Source organism: Pseudomonas sp. 18.1.10 (genome assembly GCF_024655625.1).
Taxonomy (GTDB): domain Bacteria; phylum Pseudomonadota; class Gammaproteobacteria; order Pseudomonadales; family Pseudomonadaceae; genus Aquipseudomonas.
This window is the reverse complement of the sequence record NZ_JANLGL010000002.1, coordinates 1-24,290: the sequence shown is the minus strand read 5'-3', so window position 1 is coordinate 24,290 and position 24,290 is coordinate 1. Positions and strand designations below refer to the sequence as shown.

Below are 24,290 nucleotides of genomic sequence, written 5' to 3'. Positions count from 1 at the left end.
TTCTCAACGCTTGATGAATCGGTACCCGAATCTCTGAAGTCAGTCCGAAAACAATCGCAAGGATGCATCAGCAATGAAACCTGAGATGTCTGAGTTTTCCTATGGCTTTGCCTTCACCAACGAGTTGATCCACGCGCCTGGCTCTCACGTCGTAGCAGCACCCGAATTCCCCTCGCTGCAGAAAGAGGGAAAGCCTGGCGGCGGCTACGACGTCAAAATTCCTTTCGGCTCACCGCTCTTCCTCCAGTTCAAGCTCAGCCATTTCATGGCGCGCACCAACAGCAAAGAATACGGGGTGATGGGGGGAGCGTACTACCGGTGGCATCTCCATGCGTTGAAGCATTCCGCTCAGCATGATTTGTTGCTGGATCTGGAAAGCAGGGGCAACGAAGTTTATTACGTTGCACCAGCCTTTCATCAAACTGCGGAATTGAACACGTATTTCCAGTCAAAGAAAATCGTGGCGCAATCTTCACAATTCCGCCCAAGCGACATTGGCTCGCTGCCAGATGATGACGATCACTACATCGTGTTCCGCAATGGCGTGGCCTACAGATGCTCAGATGATCGAAAGTCGGTCAGATTTCAGATGATGAACCACTGGCTCGGTGCGCAGCGGGAAGAACGGGATTCTCGGGCCTTGGATGATGCTGGGGTGCATGCCATTGGCGAGACGATTGTCGACGCCCTTCGACAAAGTAGAGCGCGCCGTAAGCTTGTAGGGCACAAATCCGTCAATCCGGACGATGTCGCACGAGCGATCGATAACGAACCTACGCTGAGAACGCTGGCATTCGTCTCACGCACGGTACTCGATTCTGAGCTACTCATTGTCGCTCCACAAACACAAGCACATAAGACCAAACATAGGCGTGGATGAGGCGCACTGCGCGCTGTGCAAAACCATGGTTGGCTATGATTGTGGGGACTATTCCGGGGCTGTTAATGGACGGAGGCGGGTAGGTCACAGGCCGAGCCATCTGCCTGATCAGAGAACCCATCGGCGATGAAATCGAGGTTTGGCCAGAAGTTTTGCAAAACATCATAGTCGAGCGCTTTGGCGGCCGTGCGTTCTGAGTCGTCCATCAGACACCAGGTGGTATACATCCGACGCTCCCAACCAACTTGCGCCAAGAGCTGGCTCGCGTTTTTTCCAGACCAGCCATCTTCAACCAGTGTGTTCGTGAAGAAAGCTTGAGCGAGATGGCTGATGTTTGAGTTAAAAGCGATCAGCGCATCCAACATCAGATATCTCAATCCAATCCGTTGGAAAAGCGAGAAAGCGTGACTGTCCTGCTTCTCGAAAAATGTCTGCGCACGAATCTCTGTACATCCGTCAGCTTCGATCGCGACGTATTTTACAAGTGGCTGGTTCATGGGGAGGGTTCACTTTTGTTGTTATTTTACTCAGTGTGCTGGTGGAGCAAACGCCGTTGCAAGTCTGTGACTCAGTATGGCCGCCCTCCAAGACGCCTACAGTATCGCCAGAGAACAACTAGCAGCTGCGCGTAACGGTCACTACCTACTTACTTTCGCCGCGGCACGCCAGACTTGCTGATCGGTCGATATGCCGTTGAAAAGTACCAACCCACTTTTCAACGGCAATTCGTGGATTACAGTCCTATAAATATCTGCGTGTTGCCGATCTCCGGGGCAGTCAATACGGCCGCAACGTCATGAAGCGCCTTGCCCTGCGTTACAGAGTCTTTCTTAAAGTCGAAAAGCTGCTGTTGCCGGTGGCTCATGTTGCGATCCACCTGCCAATATGAGAAGCCCTGATCGAGACGAATCCGGATTTGTTTGCCAGACTCGAAAACCAGCTTCAACATGCGCCCATGTTCGATGCCTGGCTCACTCCTGACCTGAGCCTCAAAACCTACATAGTCCAAAGCTTCCTGAAGCGCGTGATCACGATCGACATCATTGAGCCAGTCGTGCCAAATCCGCTGAGGAGCGCGGCTTTTCGACTCAAATTCTCTGCCGGTTATTGCGACAGGTAACGTTCCAGACTCCACTGTCGCGCGTTCTCTAAGGGCAGTCAGGGCTTCAAGCAGCAACGCGGCTGCCAATGGCGAGACAACATAGCGGTCAGTGTATGCCACGGATTGGAGGGGATCGTTCCCCTCCAGGGCCGCACGTAGTCCCGGCGATTTATCACAAAGCAGTGCCCATAGTCGGTCGCCGAATCGGGCGATGGCTCCATCCAGATCCTTGTGGATATCGACCTCAATGTCACCAGTTTTGGGTCTGATTTCATCTAGGGAGTAGGGGCGGGTAGGTTTGAATCCGCGGCTGAGCAATCCTCGCACCAGTGGGCTTTCCCCATCGCTTTCTCCCCAGTGAGGGTTGGCTATGCCTATGAGGGTTTGCCTGCTTGCCCAGGTGAGTTCGCCATCTTTACCACTCAGCCCGACTAGCAAGTGATGGCCGCCCTGAAGACTCATGCGGCTTGGATCGCTTTCCACGTAGGTAATACCTGCGTCGACCCAGGATGCCAGGCTGTAACGACTGGCCTCATCGAGATGGGCAAGGGTGCCGTTTTCGGCAATGAGCGTTACATCGATCCTTCTGTGGCATTGCCAACCGAGTACTTTATCCCTCAGCACAGTGGCCATGGGCAGATCCCAAAGTGAAGCAGGCCCTTGAAGGTAGAGGGTAACTGCACCGTATTTATCCTGAGCAAGATACCGCTCTACGGCTTCAAGAAGCGTTGATGTTTCAGCGACAGAATCCGCTCCGAATACCGCTTCGTCATCGGGAAGGGCGAGGGATGCCCTCCAATCCTTGGATATCCATTCCAACGCCTTGTGGCGATCAAGCTTTTCACCATCAAACCGGGTGTCAAATCCGATCAAGCATTCTTGGCAGGCGCCGGTGCAATGGCATGAAAGGCTATCCAAAACCTTGTCCCACAGAACTGGACTGTTCATCAGGTGAGCAGCTTGGGATGTGTAGCCGCCACTGCGCAGGTCGAAAACTTGAATGAGTCGAACGGGCTCTCGTTGCCACTGAACGTGCTTGGTACCAAATCCGAGCTCGTCGGACATTACTCCCATTTGGTCGGCAATGGCATCGCGCAGGGCAACCGCAATGCTGAAGGCGGCAATTTCGTCATTGAGATACTCACCCGTCACAGGGTTTCGGATCATCACTTCCAAAGCATCTGCGATGCTGTCATGTCCCAAATGAACATTGCGTTGGATTTTCCAGCTGTCGGAGCTGCCAGCGCAAATGCTCTCTCCATCGTCGGTGCGGCCACCCCTGAGCCTTCTGTGTTGTTGGCCGCTGCGAAACTTGTGCGGAAGAAATTTCTCGTTCTTGGCAGCTTGCTCGTCAGGGTACTTGAGCATTGCCTCGGCACGACCACACTCCAGGCAGAGTGCAAACCCTTGTCCGCCATCTCCGCTGGTATGGTTGAACAAGCGAGCTTTAGCGCTTGCTCTGAATGCGCCGTTGGCTGGATTGGCGAGTGTCAACCAAGGCTCGTTTACGCTTAGCCAAGGCCGCTGGACGGGTATATAGGTAGGCTTACTGATATCTGTGTGCGGATCCTTACCGTAGAAGTCCACCGCGAATCCTGAAGGCACCAGATAGCGCAGAACATCTTCCTGCTCGTCCAGGGGACTTCCACACTGCCCGCAGTCGCCCGGTTGTTGCGCAAAGGTACTCCCGCTTGCGCCGCAATGGGAGCAACGCCACGCATACTTGAAAAGCTGCGCTTCACGCAGGATTTCTTCGGACGCGGGAAGCCTCCAATTGAGTGAAATACCCCGCGATTCATAAACCAAACCGTCCATGACAACTTCGGCGCCAGGTGCATACTCCCTCAGCCCGGTTACACGGTCTCGTGTCGCGAGATCCAGGTAGCGCCCGCGGTTATCTTCGCGCGAGTATTCTCGCGCTTTGTCTGGGGGCTGTCTGATGATGTTGTTAAAGCTGACGATGTCCGTGGGAAAACCGTAACCTGGCAGGAACCGGCGAGTTGCCAGCTCACTCAGCAGGTACTCTCCTGTGATCCGCTCCAGCTGAGCATTCAGCGCACGCAATGCCGCGCTCTTCTTTTCTGAGCAGCCTTTGAAGTAGCCGAGCTCTTGACTGGCGTTGTTGTAATCCTCCCTCCAGCTCTGCGCGACATCTCGCATTGCGGCTGCGGTGTGGCGGGTTAGCGTTTCAGGATTCATGTCCACGAGCGGGCTCCGGTGAACCAGCTTCTCGATCCCTTTGATGACTGCCGGCAAACTGCCCGCGGTATTCGTGCACCACGCTTCGAATCGACCCGCCAGGGAATCGCCACCTTCCTCGATGCAGAAGGGGCCTATAGTCATGCTTTTGAGCTCCTCTCGCCCCAAGACTGTCTTGAGCCAGTAAGACAAAAGGTAGGAGTTGACGTGGCGCGCGACCAGATCTGGGCTTCGCAGTGAGACGGCCGGAATGATCATGTTTGTATCGAACGGCCACCGGGGCTTGGCGAACACGTGCTGGTCGTGGGGTGTCTTGCGGCAAATGGTTAACGCAACCGCGCGTCCTTCCCCGCGTCGTCCCGCCCGGCCCGCCCGCTGCAAGTAGTTTGCCGTCTGGGGCGGTACGTTGTTCATCGCGACGGCCGTGATACCGCTGATGTCGATACCCATCTCCATGGTGGTCGAGCAGCTCAACAGATTGATGTGACCTGAACGGAACTGAGTCTCGTAGGACTTGAGCTTGGCTTTCGGTTGCTGGGCAGAGTGCTCCGCGGTACGGAAGTAAGACGCCCCCTCGATAATCCGGTCATGCAAGTCCGACCAAAGACCCTCATCGCGCAGTCCGATCACTTTTGGTTCTGAGTTTAGCCAGGCGCGGGCGTTGAGGATTTTCTCTGAAGCATCCACATCCCCACCAAACGCCTGAGGGTATCGAGGCATCGAGACAGGCCGTATCGGCCGCAAAGTATTCTGCCCGCCAGGCGCTGAGTAAGGGGAGAGGTTGCTGAACGAGGTGTCCAGGAGTCGGCGGGTGATGGGGCACAGAAACACGTCTGAGCTCAGTCGAAAATGGAGAGACTCAAGGTGCAGTTGATAGCCTGTTTCACTGCTTCGCAGAATCGTCGAAGTCGTCGTCAGGGCAATCCAGGCCTCTTGAAGAAGGTGGTTGATCTTGTCCTGATTATCTTGCGCGTCCCAGCTGAACGCATTGCAGATGAGCTGGATTGGTCGCGATTGGCGCTTAGAACCTGGATTAACCTGTGGCCAAGTCTTGATCCTAGAGGTGTTTTTTTCCTTGGAGGTTGGCGCGAGGAGCCATTTAGGGCTGATCTTTGCACCGATGAAACGTTGCCATTCCTGATCAAGGTGCAGGAAGCTGTTCTCACGAACATAAAAGTCGAGCAGAATCTTGAGGTAGGCTCGCCAGCTCACAATATTGCCTGTGGGCCACTCCAGGGGGGCTTTGACGACGTGCGCAAGGGCTGGGTAGGTGATCTCTACCAAGCCCATGGTTTCCAGGTTGTTCTGTCGTTTGGGGCGACGAACAAATTCCCTCGCAAGCATCACCCCTGCAAGGGTTCTCGCACCGCTGGTTTCAGGAAATGCGATCTTCGACAGTGTGCTGTAGTAGCGCAGCAATCCCTCCTGCAAATCCTTGTTGGTGGTCAAGCTGCTCACCATCTCTGTCCAAGGCAGTTCAACGCCTTTGGACAGACTGGCCTTGCGATCCTTCAACTCCTGCAGCCGACGAACATCACGTGGTCGGATGGTACCTGCGCGCTCTTCGTCCAGATAATCGTGCAAATCCTGCTCGTCTTCTTCGGACAGCGATGCTGATGGCGTCGCGCCTAGCAGCGAGTGGTACACCAGACTGCGGATTCGGATCCGTTCCGAGTCCTGCTGTAGCTTCACCGCGATGCGGGCAGTGCCTTGTCTGCTGTCGGTAAACGAAATCATTTTCCGACCGCGGAAGGGTTTGTTGAGAGGATCAATTTTGTCTTCGGGGCAGAACTCCAGCACCGTCGAGATAACGGTGCTCAGCATGAACGGGGTGCCAATTGACGCTCTGCGAAATTGTCGGCCTGAAGCTGACTCCTGCGCACAACAAGGGCATTGGTCGCGCTGTATCTGATTGAAGACCCTCATCTCGATGGAATCGAGTGTGGACGCGTGGCCTTCCACTTGCTTCTTCGTGGGATTGAACCAAAGCCGTTCTGTCTGAACGCCAGCGATACGGTTGACGATCAGCATATGCACGTCCGAAGTGGCGCCGGAGGTCTCATCCCCATCCAACTCGACTTCTGCATCGAGGTTGATGGAAAACTCATCTTCCGAATGATCGTCAGCAGCTGTTAGTGAAAGATTGCCACGTCGATGCGCAAGCAAAAATGGCTGGTTGCAATCGTTGCAACTGACCAGGCCAATCAACGGACAGCCACAGTCGCAGCTCAACCGCTCGGCGGTGTAGACCATTCCGTAAGGCCATTCGGGCGTGTCCAGGACAGTCTGAAGCTTGTGAGCGCATTTGGGGTCGATGCAGACCTTAATGTCCGACAACACGTTATGAAACAGATGTACGCGCAGAGGAAGGAAGAACGGGTCATCATCCGTGGTACCACTTCGCGTACCTGAAAGTATGTCCAGCATGTTCAGGATATCAGCGGGGCTTACATCTCCATTTAGCGAGCGATGAAGATCTGCAAGCGTGTTTACGCGAGTACCCCCTGGTTTCAGGAATGCAGTTCGGATTTGGCGTGCCATTGGATGCTGCGTAAGCGCGTGATACCGCTCTCTACTGATCTCCTGACCGTTCCCTATTTCCATCAGCTCATCTGTGGACTTATTCGAGGAATGTTGCGTCTGTAGCGGCGCAATTTCGGGAACGTGCCGGGAACCATGAACGACATGGATCTGGTCAGGTTCAATGCCGGCCATGTCAGCAAGGAAGGACTGCAGCGACTCGACGGTCTTTTTATCCGAACCAAACGTTGCGGATGTCGCGATGAAACGGACGTCACGCGGATCTACGTCGAATGCGAGCATGACCCGACGTAGCAGGAGCGCCATTTCGGCGGCTTGCGAGCCAACATAAGTGTGTGCTTCGTCCAGAACGATCCAGCGAAGCTGCCCCTTGGACTGCTCAAGAATGGGGGCATCTTCCTTACGAACCAGCATGTACTCAAGCATGGTTGCGTTGGTGACGAGAACTGGAGGGGCGCTGGCGCGAAGGGAGGTACGATCCGCCACATGGCCCGCAGACTGTTTTGCTGTGCTTTTGACTTCGTTCTCTAGAGCACCGGTATAAAGGCAGTAGCGCAGATCACCGTTAAACCCGTCTGTCCAGGCGTCCAGACGATTCTGCTGGCTGTTGATAAGCGCGTTAAGCGGGTAGATAAAAAGGGCTTGAACACCCTGCAGCCTGCCTCTGCGTTCGATATCACGAGCCAGACTGTTCAGAATTGGGACGAGAAAGCATTCGGATTTGCCCGAGCCCGTGCCGCTGGTGACAACAAGGGATGCTGGTTTTTCTTGACCCAGGATCTCCCATGCTTCCAGCTGGTGGGTAAATATCTGCCTATCGCCTGGAAACGTATATTCATCGGCGAAGACCGCGGGCGGCCGCTGCATGCACTTTACCAGCTGGGAGCTGAGCAGCCCGCCCGACAAGGACTGTAAGCTTGCGCCGCTCTTGAGCCATCCGAAGGTGGGCTCAAACACAGGGTCGGCCAGCAGAGCATCTTTTGATCCGGGTGTTGAGGCCAGCTTCTCGCTCAAAAAGTCGCGAAGAGGTTTGCTTTCGAGCGAGAGGAGACTCTGGATCGCCCGGGTGCTCCGGGTCTTGAGTTCAGTGATCAGCGATTCAAAATAAGCCATAGTTTTCCGTCCAGATGGAATGCTGTTATGCCGGTTTGAAGAAGTGAACGAGCGCGAAGTGGTAGGCCGCATCGAACCATGCAGGATCAAAGCTCTGATAGGTTCGAAGTGCATGCAGCCTGTCCGGTTGCGCTAACCAGTCGCGGGCGGCTCCCCGGGTGACCTCGTAACCGACCCACATGGGAAAGGCGATTGTCAGCCTCTTGAAATCTCCCAGTACCGGTGGAAACCTGGAGAGGATCGATTTGCCTGACGCGCTCCCGATGAATTTGGAAATGTCCTGATGAAGCTCGTTAGGCCACATGTCGCCACGGTCAGACTGACGTACCAGTGATTGGAGCGGGCCGTGCTCAATGGCTACCAAGGCACGAAAGAGATGGTCGTCGAGCACAGCGTTATGGTTCAGTAAAAGCTTTGTTTCCTGAGTCGGAAGGCTCATGGCTTCATGACAGGCCAAGTCGATCCCGAGCACGGTGCCAGGTTGCGACATACTCATGCTTTGTTTGATCGCCTCCAGGCTTCGCTTCAGAGCGCGAACGCCTCGATCGCCGTCGTCCTGATAGTAATAACGCCTCAGTATTGCGACGCTGCTGACCCAGTCTTGGGGAGAGGCTAAGACCCATTCGAATGGAAGCTCTTCGGTGATCCTCTGTGCGACGTGCTCGGCGAATCCTTCCAGGTGAAGCAGGGCAGTGATCATGGCTGCGGGGCTGCGAGCGAAAACCCGCCATATATCCAAACCCGCTAGCGGGAGGTGAGAAGTATGGATAAGCAATTCTTCCAGCAGCCGCCAGTCAGCATGGCCAGGACTACTGGTCATCGTGTCCACGGCACTTGTCAACGCAGCGAAGCGCGCTCCTGAGGACTCGATAGCCAGTGCTGCGCGCAACCCTTCATGAGCGATCACAGGTTGCCCGGTTGGTTGATCATGCGTACTCCAGGCGAGGGGCCTGAAAGCATTTCGCGACTGGGTATCCGGATAGATCAGCCATGCGCCTTCTTGTTTGGTCTGGGGGTTAAACCACCATCGTTCTAGGCTGTCTTCTTTGGATCGGGCTCGCCTAAGGGTTTCGGGCCCTTGTTCTGGATGAGTAATGCACAGCGCGAATACATCAAGCAGCTTCAACGCATCCTCATCAGGCGCCAGTGCATGTGCTGGATAGTGCACGCTGCCGCTGCTTCTATCGACTTCTAGCCGTGTCGCATAACGTCTGACCAACAGCTTCGCACGCAGGGAGCCGCCCTCCAGGGCTTCTACCTGAACGTACGCGTCCAGGTCTTCGGTGCAAGCCAGCATCTGTTGGATCGGTCTCATGAACTCAAAGAGGCGTACCTCGCAGGAGCGTCCATAACTGAACACACGAGTTGCCAATTCCTGGCCGCCTCGTTTTGACTTCAACGACAAACACACCTTCCAAGCGACACCATGTCTGCCTGGCATGAGTGTGAGGCGGGAGCCCATGAGGTTGTTGACTTCCAACTCCGCATCAGGCGCCAGACGCGTGCCTGCCGAATCAAGAAATACGGCGCCTTTTCCAGGAAACGGCAGGGTTATCTTCTGCGTTCTTCCACCCGCCCACGCCAGTTGCAGACTGAAGTGCGAAGGAATCTGGTTGGGTTGCGCGGTCACTGCCACTCGCCAGGACATGCCATCTGGAACGGCGTCAACATGGCATTCGTTCCCTGCCGATATAACAGCCTGTGCTGGCCAGCCTCTCAGGTGAATTAGTCCGGTCGAAGCAGATGAACCCGCCTCGGATTCGATCACGGCATTATTGGGTAGGCATACTGCTGTCTGTCGGATCTGAGTTTCCCCATCCAGCTTCCATGACAACGTACCCATCCCCAGTGCCGGGCGTGCGTCCGAAACGACGCGCTCTTCGCCAGCGACTGTGCTCCACACTATTTCTCCATCGGTTACGCGCGAGGAGGTGCCGTCCTTGTGAACGCGGTGGAGTGTTGGCATGCCTGCATATACAAATGCAGGTTCCGCGTGAACGTCGAGAATTCGGCCGCGCCACTGCAGCAGCTCACTTTCGTTGCCTTGAACGCCGCAGTGGATACGATACACATCCCCCTTGTAGGACATTCGAGAGGTGCCAGAAGTGAGCAGCTTCAGCGATCTGCCATCCACGGGGCTGAGTCTGGACTCGCATTCACCTTCCTCACTGAAGAAAAATGCGGCGTCAGGGATGCAGACGAGGGCAGAGGGTGCGCCAATACGTAAGCTGCCAACCTTCAGCAACCTAGCAACAGGGAATGCGTTTTCGAATACCCACGGGGCGTTTTCTTCCAGTCTTTCGCCGCCGGGGAGCATGGCGGTGTGGAGTGTTTCTCCATACCGGCTGAGCTGCAACTGTGCAAAAGACATATGGCAATCATCGGGAAGCTGAACGTTCTGCACGGCCATGCGTATACCTTGGCTCCGCACCACGCACTCAGCTAACGCAAAGCGATTACCGCCCAAAACCAACGAGATTTGAAATGACGCAGGCAGCTCTTCTGGCGCGCATCCAAACAGCTGCGCGACTAGGACGGGCGTGCTTGTGGGCAGTACTTCTACCCTGGTCTCAAGAACGCATGAGCCGTCAGCATCGAAGCTCAGCTGTCGTCGCATCCAAAAGGGTATACGGCGATCACATCGCTCAGTTTCACCCGCTTCGCGTACCAAGCCACGAAGCAGTTGTGATGCTGCTTCCCCGTCTATGCGCAGCGGGAATTCGTCGGCCCATTCAGGATAGGCTCGCTGAAGAGACATGATGGGATCATCGGCATCTTTGAGCGCGTAGCGCGAGCGCAAATCCTTGACGACTTCTACCACTTTGCCCAACAAGTCGTAGATCGCAGGTTGACGATAGCTTCGAGGAAGAAGAGGGTGCAGGCTTTGGACTTCAGCCCGTATTGCGGCTGAGGACAGGTCGAATGAAATAGTCTGACGCAGCACCGCATGAAGGAGGCGAGACACGTTTCCTTGCGCAGTCTCAATCAAGCGAAGGGGAAGCCCGCCCTGAATGGCTACCTCACCAATATACCGCTTGCCTGCATTCATTTCGCTTGTGAGATGCCAATACTTTCTGCCCGATGCAACTAGCTGCTGAATACGTTGATGCGACGGTACGGACATATTGATGCTATCGAACAGTGGCTTCCATGCCCAAGCGCCGCCGCCATAGCATCGCTTCCACCATTCTGCCGCATAGAGTAACCAGCATGCTGCGTAAGCTGCAGACTCGCTGAGGTGATAGAGCTCTGCGGCATGGTGTCTGAGCTCAATGCCAAGCGATGCAAACTCATTATCTGAGACCTTCAGCGAATAAAGTGAGGAACCTGTCGGTTGCTCAACTCCTCGTGCACTGCAAAACGCCCGAAGCCAGTTTCGCAGTTCAGCCCGCGTCACAACACTCGATTCCATTCGTCCCTATCCTCTTCACCGGTTAAGCAAGCTGGCACTATGCTAGCGACAAGATCGCAGCGCTACTACGCCCATTTTCAGGAAAAAATCTTGAGCACGGACTAATTCCCTCAGAGGCGGACACAGTCCTGCATCCATTTGGGTGTGGCCTGCGACATTCCGCTTGAGCTCATCTGCAGTATTAAGAACGCCAGCATTGCGAAGCCAAATCGCCCCTAGCTGTGGGAGCTCCCTGAATGATCTGGCGTCGCTATTCACTGTACTCTCCATAGTTTGGAGCATCCGTGTGTTAAGTCCGATTACGTGCGCTAAGCTGTCGACATTGTGCTCATTCAATCTCAAAAAGGACTCGGTAATGAAATCGAAAGAGCAAACTCGGCTCGTCACCCATAATGGCATCCAGTTTTGTGGGCAACAGTACACCCACGCACCCCGCGGCTCGCTTCTCCCTAACGGGGTATCAGTCCGTTCCAGCCCCAACGATTTGACGGCAATACACGTCACGTGCAGCGGCAAGACTCACCGGGTAGCAACACAAGATAACGAAATCGTATAGATGACGGCTCAGCCCTTGATCACCTCAGCGGCCCCGACCGATCGCGCGAATGCAACCGCAGCCTCTATATCTAGGGAGATCGATGCAAAGGACTTCATGAGCAGTGCTTCAGGCAATGCCCAATCCCATTTCTCTCGGTTCATGTTTTCGACGTCAGCAAGAATTGTGGGCAAATCGCAGATGTCTAGTTTCGCGACAATACCCAGGGCTGCTTTCGCATGTTCAAGACCGGTGCCGATCTCAAGGAACAAGCCTGCGCTCTCACATGGAGTACCCACGTGGTTGAGCAGCAAACGCAAAGCGTCATTTGCATAATCGCCCAACCAGCTCACTAGGTAACACTTGCCCCCAGCTTCGACCAGATAGCGATCGGCGAGCCCCAGCCCGCCGAACAATGTCCTGGCCTCATTCAGCAGTTGCTGACCTCCGGAGTCGAGGAACGGGCAGGGCGTAGACTCAGCGAGCACCGCTCGCATTTCTGCTCGTACAGTGTCGTGAACCATGGCCCCCAAGCCATCGAAGCTGGGTGGAGCGCCCGCTCGTGCCGCTGAGACCATGATCACTTTTGCCTGCAGATCTACATCCCTGACTTGCCATCTGCGGCCACCGAAAATGATGCGCTGATCTTTAGTCAGGGGGCGACTGACAGGCACCGATCCGAGGGTCTTGCCTTCGCACACCAGACGAAACTCTTCATCACTGGTAAACGCGCTGTAGAACTCATAGTGGTTGATCATGCGCTCGCCGATCACTCCAGGGAGCAGTAACCCAGAGCTGTCCTGAACAATTAGTTCGTGCTCACCCAGAGCTTTGAGCAGGGCAATGAAGTCCGATTTGTCGATGGTTTTAAAAGCACCCTCGGCAACCAGGCTCTTCCACAGGTCGCCAGCCGACGCACCACCTGACTGGGCGATGATAGACAGGGTTTGCTGTACCAGTGTTGAGGCGTGGATGCCCTGAGCCCGTGGCGGCTCGAACCAGCCGCGGGACAGCAGTCTGATCATCGCGATGGTCTGAACAAGACTTTGGCGCAACTGGTCGGACAGACTCGATCCATCCTTCAATGGAGATTCTTTGCAGTAGACGCGAAGCGTGGCTTTTTCACCGGCTCGTCTTCCTGATCGACCTAGTCGCTGTCTGAGACTGGCTACCGATGGAGGAGAGCCAATCTGAGCGACCGTCTTGATGTTGCCAATGTCGATGCCGAGCTCAAGGGTGGTGGTGCAGATAGCGGATGCGGCGTGAGTTCCAGCCTTCAGGGCTTGCTCAGCTTGTTCTCGCAGGTCTTTCGAAAGGCTGCCGTGATGGGGCCAGAACTCATTGGGAACGCCATTGTGCTCGCAACGCCGGCGCAACTGATCGGCATACCACTCCACCTGTGCACGACTGTTTGGAAAAATCAGGTTGTTGCTGCCGCGCAGCACTTTGTAGAGGTGGTCGGCGATAGCGAAATCTGGACTGGCTTTGTCTTCTTCCTCATCCGCCTCACCGTCTCCTTTGGATTGATCTTCATTTTGGCTGTCGGGGGCAGGGGGGACGGTTTTGAGCAGATGGCTCATCGGTGGCTGGATGTACCCACGAACCTGTACCTGGATCTCCTGATTCGAGTTTTTCGACTCAATCACCGTGACGTGATTGGCTGCGCCCGGGCGCAGAAACTCAGATCCCAGCCTCATATCTCCAAGTGTCGCGGAAAGGCCCACACGAGGAAGCTTCCGACCTGCTATTAGTTCGACTCGGTGCATCAACGATTGAAGTTGCTTACCACGCTCACTGCCTATGAAGGCGTGGAGCTCGTCCACCACGATGTAACGCAGGTTCTGAAATATTCCTGGCAGACTTGAGCCCCGATTGACGAACAGCGCCTCCAGCGACTCAGGGGTAATCAGCAGAACACCTTCAGGCGACTTGAGGAATCGGTGCTTCCTGCTGGAGGAGATATCGCCGTGCCAGGCCACTACTGGAATTTCCAACTGCTCACACAGTCGGTCGAGCCTGCCCCATTGATCGTTTATGAGAGCCTTTAAGGGGCTGATGTACAACACGGCCCCAGGCGGATCGTTACGGTTCAGCAGGTTTGTCAGGATCGGAAGAAACGCAGCCTCAGTCTTGCCGGCCGCGGTGGCAGCCGCGATGATGACGTCCTGATCTGCGTCCACCAATACGGGTACCGCACGCTCCTGGGCGTCACGCAGCGTCGTCCAGCCTTCTTGCCAGATCCATCGCTGAATGCGGCTTTCCAGCAACTCGAAACCTGTTGAATCAGAGTTTGAAGGTGGTAAGTTCGTCATCAGACTCAACCTGAGTATCGGCTTCGCCGCCAAAGTCCTTTGGTACTTCAACCGCACCAAGCAGTGGTCTCCAATCGGAGCCTGGATTTTGGTCGAGAATTGCGAGCAGGTTGATGAACGCTGTGATCGTGGTGCGCGGTGTCCGGAAGTACGCCTCTCCCAATCGTTGATTACAGTGCGCCATGAACAGCGGCAGCGCCTCGTCTGGAAGCAAATATTTCTCTGCATCGCCGCCGGCGTAGACGTGACGAAGCTTCTGCAGCAGCACGTAGAAATCTTCGGGTGTCAGACTGGTCAGACGGATCACGGGGCCTGAAAGATCCACCAAACCAGTCTTGGCAAACGAGTTCTCTGCAAGTCTGGATTGGAGGGCAGGGTAGCTAAACAGGCCTCTGCGAGTGTCCATCAGAAACTCAGGCGTGCCGCCCAGCACAAAACCAAGCCCCTCTGACGAACCCTGTAGGGAGTCGTTCAGGATACGCAGGATCTGCTCATAGTTGGCATTTCGAGCTTGAGTATTCGCAAGCTTGTAGAGGTTCACCAACTCGTCCAGGCAGATCATCAATCCACCAAACCCCGCGAGCCGAACGAACCGGGACAACAGCTTAAGTTGATCGTAGACGGAGGCGTCGTCGATGATCGTGCGAACACCCAATGCGGCCCTGGCATCAGTCTTGGTGGTGAATTCTCCACGAAGCCAACGAATAGCGTCGGCTTTGAGCTGTTCATTACCTTCGTCGAAACCTCGGCAATATGCGGCGATGACTTCGGCGAAGTCGTAACCGTTGACCATCTCGGTCAACTCGCTGAGGTGACGGCGAATGATTGCCTCGCTCTCGACGCCTTCGGTTTTGGCTTGTGTCTTGGCCTGGGAAATGAATTTCTCAACGATACCTTGCATCGCGCCACCGTCAGGCTTGGTGCGCGTCGACATGTTTTTGGCCAGTTCAGAGTACAGCGAACGAGCCTGCCCACCCGTTGCGTGAAGCCTGCGATCGGGGTTGAGATCTGCGTGCATGGTGACGAGTTTTCTCTCCATAGCGATCGCTCGTACCAGGTTCAGAAAGAACGTTTTCCCCGCACCATATTCACCGATGACCACTCGAAAGGCAGAGCCGCTGTCGACCAGGCGATCCACATCCTTGATCAGCGCATCGAGCTCACCGACCCGGCCAACCTGAATGAGATGCTGTCCTACACGAGGTACTACCCCCGCACGTAGGGATTGAATTACCGCATCGCGATCCTTTGCTCTGATGGCGCTCATAGGGCTAGCTCTTCCAAAATGTCTGCATTGATTTCTACAGGGTCGTCACCTTCGGTGACTGGCATATTGAAGCGATCAAACCCCATATCGTTAATTTGCTCCAGCGCGCCATCGAGCATCAGTTCCATGTCGCTGGCGGCTTCCTCCAACTCAGAACGACTCCACTCCGTCCGCGACACCAACAGGCGCAGGAAAGCAGAGTGTTCCAAGTCAAGACCAGGGATGTCAGAGCTGGTTACTTGCTCATCGACACGTCCGGCCTCGATACCAGCAGCACTCTCGGAGGTATTTGCGGGGGCTGAGCTGATAGGCGAATCGCTAAAGTGATCGTCAGTCTGATCTTCGGTAAACACCTGGGCGAGGAGGGCAGATACGGCTGCTGTCTCCCGTTGCAACTGAGCGATGCGCTCATGATCAAGGGTGAAGCCGCCGTTCGCCTGCTGAGTAGCTCCTTTGACCGCAGTATCCGGTTGCTGGGCTTCTGGGCCAGCTGCTTTGATGGATGCCATCGATGAACCGGCCGCGGCACCGTGCAGATCGCTGTATAGCAGTTGGCTGTCTAACTGAAGCGTCTTGTAAACGCGCTCAAGTAGCTTCACTTCCGATGGGCTCACCGTCCCATCGGCTTGCGCGAGGTGGGCTAGAAAACTTGCGATGGTGCGCTTGGCGTCGATCGGCAATGGATCGAGTCGTTTCTTCAAACTGGCCAGTGTCGGTGGCTGCTGTAGCTGGATTTGAAGGTGAGCCTTCAGGCGCTTTTGGTGTGCAACGCTCAGATGGCTCCATGAGTCGATGTGGCCAGACAGTAAAGCTACTTCTTCATGCGAAGTGTCTCCATCTGCAGCCGCAACCGCACTGGCCAGATCCAACGTAACGGATGCGGCGTTGTACGCAGGGGTTGCTCGCAGCGCACCGTCCTCTGGTTGCGTGACGAACAGCGCAATCCTGTCCTCTGCTTTTGGGGTTCTGCTGCCGGCCAGCACATCAGGCTCCATGCCGATCTGCTTCGACTCAAGCGCGCGAGCCAACGCAAGGACTTTGTCCCTCGACAAGGGCCCAGCGCTTTTGAAACGTCCTGCCAACTCGCCAAAGCTCATGATGATCATGTCATCGCCAATCTTGGCTTCCAGGTCATCCAGCTCTGCTCGCGCAGACTGCGGCCACAGCATGACCGGCAGCTGGAGCAGGCCTTCCAGGGTATTTGCTGCTTCTGGATTGCGCCCGAGGTATCGGCTGTATGGCTCCAACTCCAACGTACATACTTCGACCAGGCGCTGGACGATCTTGCGCGTTCCCGATGTCGCCATAACGTCCGGCAGATCACCGATAGATGTTGCAGGTACACGCAGTGCTGCCGAAGCAGGTCGATAGCTCGCTTTGAGCTTGGTTTTGTTCTGCGGGAGTAGCAGTCCTTTGGGATGGAAGCTGTCGTAGCGGAGTTTGAACAAGCTCGCGAACACGTCACCGCATCGCGTGACGGGCGTGCGCTTGCTGATGTTGGGATCTCCCAACGCCCAGGCATGCGCCCAGTCAGCGTCCATAGGATGTTTATTGACTGCGTGCTGTCCTAGAGCGATCCGTAGCGGCAATGGCATTTCGTAGCCAATTGGTGCCACTTCAGGAGGCCGACCGAGGTAGAGGTTTGAATCAGCTGCCGAGCCCCCGATATGACTGAGCAACCCGGTTGCGTAGCCTCGGAATGACCTGTTGTCCCCATAAAGATCGAGTAGGCGGTGAACCTCGGTAATGATCGTCGGGATTTCTGCGCTTGCCGTTAAATCGTCCTGAGCGTCAAGCAACGCCCGGCGCTCTAGCCCATAGAAGAACAAGAAAACGTAGCCAGTATCTGCCTCAGGGTCATTACGTCCACCAGCGAGCCACTGCAGGTAGCCACGTCTAGCCTCAGGGGAAATGGAGTGATAGCTCGGCCAGTAGGGCATCAACCTCTCTTGTACGTCGACGTGCGATTTTGCAATCCGCAGCTTCGGGTTAATCAGGGAAGGCTCTTGCGCGTCGTAGCTACCGAGAACATCGCCGACATACATTAGGCCGCCGGGGATGCTGAACTCGGCAACGGTCACCGTTTCTCCAGCGGGTATCCATTTTGCGTTGGGGCGTTGAGAAACTGGTTCCGGGATTCGGAACTCAGGAAGAGAGACCACCTCTACCTGCACGCTATAAAATTCGGGCTCTGCTTGCGTCGATTTGTGGGGAGTAGCGACTTCTGAAAGCGAAAACGACAGCGCATTGTCTCTGCGATCTGTCTGCGAAACCTTCTTGGTAGTTTTCTGCTTCGGAGCTTGGTAGGCCTGTTGCGATGCTTGGCGTGCACTTCTTTTAGCAGCTAGCCAGCCGATTCCACCGACGATCGCGACGACGGCGGCAACAATGCCGATTGCTATCCAGGCGCTCTTAGGAACGGAGGCGATTGCACCTCCAACCAACACGAGACCGAACAGAATACCGTTGCCGGCGGCGTTACCCGACTTCTTCCTTGCCATTTACTATCTACCCTGAAAGTTTTACATGCTGGCTGAATGTCAGTATCCGATAATTCTTCCTGTAAAACCACGAAACACCCGTGCATTCAGTCGGAAGCGCTCAGAGATCGGGACGTACAACATTTGACGTGGCTGATGCACGCGATTGGGCACCAGACGAAATCAGGGTTAGGTGGGGAGGGCGGTGAAGGCTTGCACCGGTTCGAGCAACTCGTTGAGGATCAAGCCCTTGTTGCAGGATGCGGCCTCAGCAGATGAAGTCAACTGTCAGCACGGCCGCGTCGAAAATGAACGCCGCACCTTCACCATCTTCGTAGATGAATTTGTCGCAGGCTGCCACGTAGGGCCTTGGATTTTTCGCTTCATCAAAGCCGTGAACGGTCAGGCCTTGTTCGCGTGACCGTGAAGCCAGTCGAGAAAAAAACACTGTCACTTGCAACCAGACAAAACCGATCTGACGCTGGTGACACCGTACTTAGCTATCTCCTCAAACACGCAAGCGTCCCGTGAAGGCATATTGGGAGGGGCGTTCGAACGGTTTCAGTAAGCAGAGCGCGCAGGCGTGAGGATGAGCGCCCGGAGGGCCGAGACACGACCGCCAGGTCGGGGCTCGGTGCACGCCAGCCGCCCCCTTTGGGGGCACGCCAAAAAATTTGCCAGCGCAAAGGCTGTAGAGGAGGGTGCAAGTCCCTCAATGTCGGTTCCACGGTGGCCGAGGCAATCGACTTGCTCAACGCCTAATGCGTAGGCGGCCGGCCATGTGCCGTCAGTGGGACTGAAACCAGTGGGTATTCGACATATCTTGGCGAATGCCAATATCTGGCCAAACGTTGGCTTTCTTCCCGACATCCCGCGAGACAAGACTCTTGGGAATCAGGCCGGCATGCTTCGCCGATTCACGCAGCTCAACGAATGTGAGCGAAGCACCGGGGTCAAGCTTGTCTGACCCTCTCCAATGCAGTCGAGCCGATGCAGGTCGGGCCCGGAGTACCTGCAAGATATTGGCGGTAAACTCGCTGAAGTTCTCGATCAGGCTCCCATAGCCATAAGCATCGACGTCACGGTGCAACGGAATCAAGAAGCTATGAGCATTCACTAATCGGTCGCGCTGGTGTCGGAATTGCGCATAGCGTTGGAAGTAGGGCAGGAACTGAACAGAAAGCTGGAACCACCGGCCAGGATAAAGCGGACTTTCGAACAGTCCGGGGCCCTTGGCAAATGCGAACCGTGAGGCCAGATAGGCGCTGGCAAAATCAGTTTTGGGCTGATTTTGGATGGGGTCGGTTGCCTGGAAGTCCCGGGGCTTGAAATACGAGAACGTAGGCTTGATGGTCTGCGTTGCACCGAGCGCCCGCATGGGTATGTCCGAGTGGCTTGCCACAGCGGCGATGAACAAAAACGGTTCAGTTTTCTCACTGTAGTTTGCGAGTGACTCGGCGATTCCCATCAGGTCGGAGAGTTGTTCTGGCGTGAAGATAGTCCGGCGTTTTTCGGCACGGGCGTCAAAATCTTTCGGCAATAAATCTTTGAAAGGATTTGGAGCGCCGGCGTTTTGGTTTTGGTTGCCGCTAGAGTCAGCGATCGACTTGGAGCCCGACAGAGACTCTGCAAAGGCGAAATACTCCCGTCCATGAGTGATGAACCAGTTCCGATGATGCTTTGAGCTCAGCCCAGGGTCATCGCCCGAGAGAGTCTGCCGGATGATCGGACGCCATAGTGGATCGAGGGGTTTATCCGCGAAGTTCCCTCGGGTCTTTTTGGAGTACCGACTACAGCCCGGGGTCGTTACCCAAGCGATCGGCGGCCTCATGATGAACTCTATAAAAGCTATAGCGTCGTCACTTTCCCAGTTATCTAGAGCCTTCCCGCGGATTGACCAACTCCAATGCATCATCGACTCGACGATCGGGCAAAGCTTCTTGTAGTGACGTTCTTCGAATCCAGGCTGCTCAGATTTGTTTACGAGAAAGCTCATACCTGTTTGCCAGGTGTTAAGCGCATTCAGGTGCTCGGGAACTGCCTCCAAGCGGCGCCGGACTTCCAGGTTTATCGGGCGCTCAGCTTGAACATGGTCATTGAGTAAACCAAGGGGTGGGAACAGAGGATAAGGAACTGAAGGCTCAATCATGGATTGTAAGTCCTGTGCGAACGCGTGACCGTTTTCAACTGAGCGGTGACTGATCGACCTGGTTAGCTGGGCTAGCAAGTCGTGGGAGCCAAGTCAGCGCAGTGTGCTGAATCGTCACGATAGGATTCGTGGTGACGACTCATAACGGAGTTGGTGCCGTAGCGCTGTCAACGAACCGGGGCATCGCGTCGCAAAGTTCGCCTGTGGAAACCACAAGCGCCGAACGGTCGGCCAGTGCTTCACAAGAAGCCTACACTTAAGAAGTCAGGACGACAAAGAACACGTTAGCGAGTGTGAGGCTGGTCTTAAGCGAAAATAGTTGGTGGCTTTGTACAACATGTGGAGTCTGGTTTTTAAATCTGAAGAACCAGTAAGCAGAGCCTCAAAAAACTCGAAAGCTAAGGAGGTAGGGTGCAGAACTCGTTGATTTGGTTGGATTCTGGTAATTCGAGGCAAACCACGGTTTTTAGGTACTGGTGACACTTACATGCGTTATGAACATAGGATGCGATTTAACATAATATACATTATGCGTAATACCATATACGCCCATCAGGGTCGTTGCAGGCCAGATTTCAAATCTCACAAAGCCTATTTTCCCTCTACCAATGGCAACCCCCGCAATCCTCATCTTTACTCGCTTCACGGACGCCATCCCCTCATGAGGCTATGCATGAAGCAACTCGCCGCTGTGCTTTTATCTTCGTTGCTACTATCGGGCTGTGATGTCAGCTTCAACAAGAACCCACCCAAGGTCACTGCATCCGAACCGGCCACCGAACAACAACAGCGTGATGTGTTCAACGCTACGGTCGAGTTTTTGCGGCTGCTCGATTCAGGCAGTGTCGATCAGACTTGGCCGGTTACCAGTCCGTTGCTCAAGGCGACGACGTCCGAGGCGGTCTGGACTAACGGGATCAAGGCTATGCGTGTTGGGCTTGGTACGTTTGTTGAGCGCAATTCCGCACAGATCGGGTTCACTACCCAGATGCCAGATGCACCGGCTGGCAGTTATGCGGTGGTTGAGTGTGTCACCACGTTCAGCAGCGGGCCCGCAACGGAAAAAGTAGTGCTTCGCGAGGATGACGGCCAATGGCGTGTGGCCGGTTATTCCGTCAACAAACGCCTGTTCAGCCTCGGTGACAGGGACAAGAAAGCGCCCTGACCTGCCCGCTCTGATATTCAATATAATTATAACTAAACTAAATAGTCATTTAGTTTAGTTATATGCGGAGCCCTAACCTACAACCGGAACCGATCCACCGACTGCGACAGCTCCCCCGCCAACGACGACAACTCGTCCGTGGTCGTCGCCGTCGCTGCGATCACTCGGCTGTTACTCTCCGACATGCCCGCAATCATCTCCACCTGGTGCGCGATCTCGTTGCTGGCCAGGCTTTGCTCGCCGATTGTGCGGGAGATGTCGTTGACCAACTCCGTGGTGTTCAACGTGGCTTGCAGGATCTCGCGGATCGCCCGTTCGACTTCGGCGGTCACGGCCATGCCTTTGTCTACCTGGGCGACGCCCTCCTCCATGCTGGTCACGGCTTCCCGGGTGTTTTGCTGGATGCGTCCGACCATGCTGGCGATTTCCTGGGTCGATGCGCTGGTGCGGGCGGCCAGGCTGCGCACTTCGTCGGCGACCACGGCAAAGCCGCGCCCTTGTTCGCCGGCACGGGCCGCTTCGATTGCGGCATTCAAAGCCAGCAGGTTGGTTTGGTCGGCGATGCCCTTGATGACCTGGATGATGCTGAAAATCGCCTCTGACTCCTTGTCCAGCGTGCGGATAACCTGTGCCGACTGCTGCGCCGAGCGGGCAATGCCATCCATGTCACTGACGACCTGGTGAATCACCCGGCCGCCGTCCTTGGCCAGGGTTTCGGCCTGGTTGGCCATCGCCAGCGCGCGGCCGGCATGGCGGGTGATTTCCTCGATGCTGGCGGTCATTTCACTGGCTGCCGCAGCCATGGTGCTGGCAGCCGCACTTTGTTGTTGACTGCTGCCGGCCACTTCATGGCAGCCCCGGCTCAGGTGCTCGCTCTTGCCGTTGACACCGTGGGCGTTGCTGCGCACCACTTCGATCATGCCGCGCAAATCACGTTGCATGGTGGCAAGGCTGCGAATCAAGGCGCTGGCCTCATCTTTGCGTTTAGGCTCGACAATCGGCTCGCTCAAATTGCCCCGGGCGATGCTGGCGGCAATGCGGCTTGCGGTCTGCAACGGGCCCATGATGCTCAGGATTACCCAGCGGCCCTGAGCCAAGAGCAACAACAGGCTGGCGATCAATACCGCGCCCAAGGTGAAGTTGGCGTTCGCAATGGTCTGGCGTGTGCCCGCGCTGGTCTGCTGGGTGTTGCTTTCGATCAGTTCGCTGAGGCTCGCCATTTGATCTTCAAGCTGGCTGAAGGCGCTGTTGAAGGTCGTCAATTGTTCGCGGGCGGCCTCGGGATCCTTCAGGGCCAGGGCAACAATGCGCTCGCCGGTGCTGATGTAGGTGTCGAGGCTGGGTTTGATTTGTTCCAGGCTGGCCCTGAGCGAATCGTCCAGTGGCAGCTTGAGATTATCCGCCAAGACCTGGCGAAAGTGCTCGGCGTGTTCCTGCAAGGCGCTGTTGACCTCGGCTGGGGTGCTGGTGCTTTTACCCAACCCCACCAACATGGCCGACAACACATCGGCGCGCAGGGCGTCGTGCATCATGTCGGCTTCCATGTGGTTGCGCAGTACCGTCATGCTCACTTCGTTTTCTTGCACGGCGTTGCCCATCCGCGCGTTTCCCACGTAACTGGCCAGGCTCATAATCAGCGCCGTGACCAAGCCTGTGGCAATCAACAGCATCAAGCGAAGTTTGATCGTCATGCGGGTGTCCCCATGCCTGGCTGCCAGTTGGGCTGCGCCTGTACTGTTATCGGCATCAGCTGTTGGATATTGAAGCCCAAGTTTGCGGATATGCACGAATCCCTTAAGCTGACTGCCCCTTGCTCCGCCCGGAACCGCCCATGTCTCGAAGCATCGCCCACCTCGCCCTGTTACTGGGCTTGATTACGGCTGTCGGCCCCTTTGCCATCGACATCTACCTGCCCGCCCTCCCCACCCTCGGCGCCAGCCTGCACGCCTCGCCGGCAGCGGTGCAGATGAGCCTGACGGTGTTTTTCATGATTATCGGCGTGTGCCAGCTGTTCTACGGGCCGATCAGTGATGTGTTCGGGCGCAAGCCGCCCATTTATGCCGGGCTGGTGATCTTTGCGATTGGCAGCGTGGGCTGCGCGTTGGCGCCGACCATTGAAGTGCTGATCGGCTTTCGTGCCGTGCAAGCGTTTGGCGCCTGTGCCGGGATGGTGATTCCCCGGGCGATTGTGCGCGACCTGTACACCGGCCATGAAGCCGCGCGCCTGATGGCGTTGCTGATGCTGGTGATGAGTGTGTCGCCGATTCTGGCGCCATTGGCCGGCAGCCTGGTGATTTCGATCTGGAGCTGGCGTGAGGTGTTTGCCGTCCTCGCCGTGGTGGCCCTGGCCTGCCTGGTGATGACCATCGTGCAACTGCCCGAAACCCATCCCGCCGAGCGGCGCCTGGGCAAAAACCTGGGCAACGCGTTTGGCAGCTACGGCGCGCTGCTGCGTGACCCGGTGTTTACCGGCCTGTCAGTGGTCAGCGGTTTTGGGCTCGCGACGTTCTTTGTGTTTATCGGCAGCGCGCCGTTTGTGTACATCGAGTATTTCGGCCTGACACCGACGCAATTCAGCCTGTGCTTTGCCCTCAACGCGGCGTCGTTCTTTGCCATGAGCCAGCTGACCGCACGCCTCAGCGCGCGCTTTGGTTTGGCGCCGCTGATTCGCGGGTCGGTGATTGCAGTGACGGTGGTCTTGGCCGCACTGGCAATGACCACGTTGTGGATCGACAGCCTGGGCGTGATGATGACGCTGCTGTTTATCGGCTTCGGGTTCCTCGGCCTGCTGCTGCCGGCGGCCGGGGTATTGTCCCTGGAGGATCATGGCGCGGTGGCGGGTTCGGCGTCGGCGTTGCTGGGGGCGATCCAGATGATCGTGGCGGCGGTGTCGATGACGGTAGTCGGTGTGTTCGCCGACCATACGCCGGCGCCGATGTTGATTGGCATCGCGCTGTGCGCCATTGCGGCGATGCTCACCACGCTGTGGACGTTGCGCCGTTTGCCGGCGCATCTGGCGAGTGTGCCGCCCTCCTCCTGAGTCAATGTGGGAATACCATCCCTTGTGGGAGCGGGCTTGTGTGGGAGCGGGCTTGCTCGCGAAGGCGGCGTGTCAGCTAATGCATGTTTGACTGA

The 24,290-nt window shown here is 56.0% G+C and carries 12 protein-coding genes and 2 pseudogenes; 4 read left to right on the top strand and 10 right to left on the bottom strand.

The window, feature by feature from the left end; translation table 11 throughout:
* The first annotated feature begins 73 nt into the window (after positions 1-73).
* Positions 74-880, top strand: a complete 807-nt coding sequence (locus NUV89_RS00510) for a hypothetical protein (protein ID WP_257779876.1) — start codon at positions 74-76, stop codon at positions 878-880.
* 62 nt (positions 881-942) lie between these two features.
* Here NUV89_RS00510 and NUV89_RS00505 read toward each other — a convergent pair whose 3' ends face one another.
* The 3 genes from NUV89_RS00505 to NUV89_RS00495 form a co-directional block, all read right to left on the bottom strand.
* Positions 943-1,377 carry a hypothetical protein gene (locus NUV89_RS00505; RefSeq protein ID WP_257779875.1) on the bottom strand — a complete coding sequence of 145 codons (435 nt, stop codon included), beginning with the start codon at positions 1,375-1,377 and terminating at the stop codon, positions 943-945.
* Positions 1,378-1,613: 236 nt separating this feature from the next.
* A complete protein-coding gene (locus tag NUV89_RS00500) occupies positions 1,614-7,835 on the bottom strand; it encodes a DEAD/DEAH box helicase (RefSeq protein WP_257779874.1) in 6,222 nt (2,073 codons plus the stop codon).
* Positions 7,836-7,860: 25 nt separating this feature from the next.
* Entirely contained in the window at positions 7,861-11,247 is a 3,387-nt protein-coding gene (locus tag NUV89_RS00495) for an STY4851/ECs_5259 family protein (protein WP_257779873.1), read from the bottom strand.
* 355 nt (positions 11,248-11,602) lie between these two features.
* Here NUV89_RS00495 and NUV89_RS29860 point away from each other — a divergent pair, with 355 nt between their 5' ends.
* Positions 11,603-11,803 (top strand): Mu transposase C-terminal domain-containing protein, encoded by a 201-nt coding sequence (locus NUV89_RS29860; RefSeq protein ID WP_374684450.1) that lies wholly within the window; start codon positions 11,603-11,605, stop codon positions 11,801-11,803.
* Positions 11,804-11,811: 8 nt separating this feature from the next.
* Here the strand turns inward: NUV89_RS29860 and NUV89_RS00490 are convergent, their stop codons facing one another.
* The 5 genes and pseudogenes from NUV89_RS00490 to NUV89_RS00470 all read right to left on the bottom strand — a co-directional run bounded on the left by NUV89_RS00490 (position 11,812) and on the right by NUV89_RS00470 (position 19,990).
* Positions 11,812-14,022, bottom strand: a complete 2,211-nt coding sequence (locus tag NUV89_RS00490) for a DEAD/DEAH box helicase (protein ID WP_257779921.1) — start codon at positions 14,020-14,022, stop codon at positions 11,812-11,814.
* A 43-nt stretch (positions 14,023-14,065) separates the two neighbouring features.
* Positions 14,066-15,361 (bottom strand): ATP-binding protein, encoded by a 1,296-nt coding sequence (locus NUV89_RS00485; protein ID WP_257779872.1) that lies wholly within the window; start codon positions 15,359-15,361, stop codon positions 14,066-14,068.
* The gene (locus NUV89_RS00480; RefSeq protein ID WP_257779871.1) at positions 15,358-17,862 is read right to left on the bottom strand and encodes a TerB N-terminal domain-containing protein; all 2,505 of its coding nucleotides are present in this window, start codon (positions 17,860-17,862) and stop codon (positions 15,358-15,360) included. The genes NUV89_RS00485 and NUV89_RS00480 overlap by 4 nt, the downstream gene beginning before the upstream one ends.
* 313 nt (positions 17,863-18,175) lie before the next feature.
* Positions 18,176-18,317, bottom strand: a pseudogene (locus tag NUV89_RS29855) (NYN domain-containing protein); the annotation flags it as partial.
* A gap of 311 nt (positions 18,318-18,628) precedes the next feature.
* Positions 18,629-19,990 carry a hypothetical protein gene (locus NUV89_RS00470; RefSeq protein WP_257779870.1) on the bottom strand — a complete coding sequence of 454 codons (1,362 nt, stop codon included), beginning with the start codon at positions 19,988-19,990 and terminating at the stop codon, positions 18,629-18,631.
* 673 nt (positions 19,991-20,663) lie between these two features.
* On the opposite strand from NUV89_RS00470, the gene NUV89_RS00465 reads away from it, so the two are divergent.
* Positions 20,664-21,155: a DUF4019 domain-containing protein gene (locus NUV89_RS00465; RefSeq protein WP_257779869.1), complete on the top strand. Its 492-nt coding sequence runs from the start codon at positions 20,664-20,666 to the stop codon at positions 21,153-21,155.
* Positions 21,156-21,232: 77 nt separating this feature from the next.
* On the opposite strand, the gene NUV89_RS29850 is transcribed toward NUV89_RS00465, so the two are convergent.
* On the bottom strand, positions 21,233-21,958 hold the full coding sequence (locus tag NUV89_RS29850; protein WP_374684451.1) for a methyl-accepting chemotaxis protein: 726 nt from the start codon (positions 21,956-21,958) through the stop codon (positions 21,233-21,235).
* Between the two features lie 132 nt (positions 21,959-22,090).
* A pseudogene (locus tag NUV89_RS29845) lies at positions 22,091-22,846 on the bottom strand (MCP four helix bundle domain-containing protein); the annotation flags it as partial.
* 140 nt (positions 22,847-22,986) lie between these two features.
* Here NUV89_RS29845 and NUV89_RS00455 point away from each other — a divergent pair.
* On the top strand, positions 22,987-24,195 hold the full coding sequence (locus NUV89_RS00455; protein ID WP_257779867.1) for a multidrug effflux MFS transporter: 1,209 nt from the start codon (positions 22,987-22,989) through the stop codon (positions 24,193-24,195).
* Positions 24,196-24,290 lie beyond the last annotated feature (95 nt).

Coding starts and splice junctions, on each gene's coding strand:
- NUV89_RS00510 (WP_257779876.1), top strand. CDS start 74: ATGAAACCTGAGATGTCTGAGTTTTCCTATGGCTTTGCCTTCACCAAC.
- NUV89_RS00505 (WP_257779875.1), bottom strand. CDS start 1,377: ATGAACCAGCCACTTGTAAAATACGTCGCGATCGAAGCTGACGGATGT.
- NUV89_RS00500 (WP_257779874.1), bottom strand. CDS start 7,835: ATGGCTTATTTTGAATCGCTGATCACTGAACTCAAGACCCGGAGCACC.
- NUV89_RS00495 (WP_257779873.1), bottom strand. CDS start 11,247: ATGGAATCGAGTGTTGTGACGCGGGCTGAACTGCGAAACTGGCTTCGG.
- NUV89_RS29860 (WP_374684450.1), top strand. CDS start 11,603: ATGAAATCGAAAGAGCAAACTCGGCTCGTCACCCATAATGGCATCCAG.
- NUV89_RS00485 (WP_257779872.1), bottom strand. CDS start 15,361: ATGAGCGCCATCAGAGCAAAGGATCGCGATGCGGTAATTCAATCCCTA.
- NUV89_RS00480 (WP_257779871.1), bottom strand. CDS start 17,862: ATGGCAAGGAAGAAGTCGGGTAACGCCGCCGGCAACGGTATTCTGTTC.
- NUV89_RS00470 (WP_257779870.1), bottom strand. CDS start 19,990: ATGATTGAGCCTTCAGTTCCTTATCCTCTGTTCCCACCCCTTGGTTTA.
- NUV89_RS00465 (WP_257779869.1), top strand. CDS start 20,664: ATGAAGCAACTCGCCGCTGTGCTTTTATCTTCGTTGCTACTATCGGGC.
- NUV89_RS29850 (WP_374684451.1), bottom strand. CDS start 21,958: ATGGCTGCGGCAGCCAGTGAAATGACCGCCAGCATCGAGGAAATCACC.
- NUV89_RS00455 (WP_257779867.1), top strand. CDS start 22,987: ATGTCTCGAAGCATCGCCCACCTCGCCCTGTTACTGGGCTTGATTACG.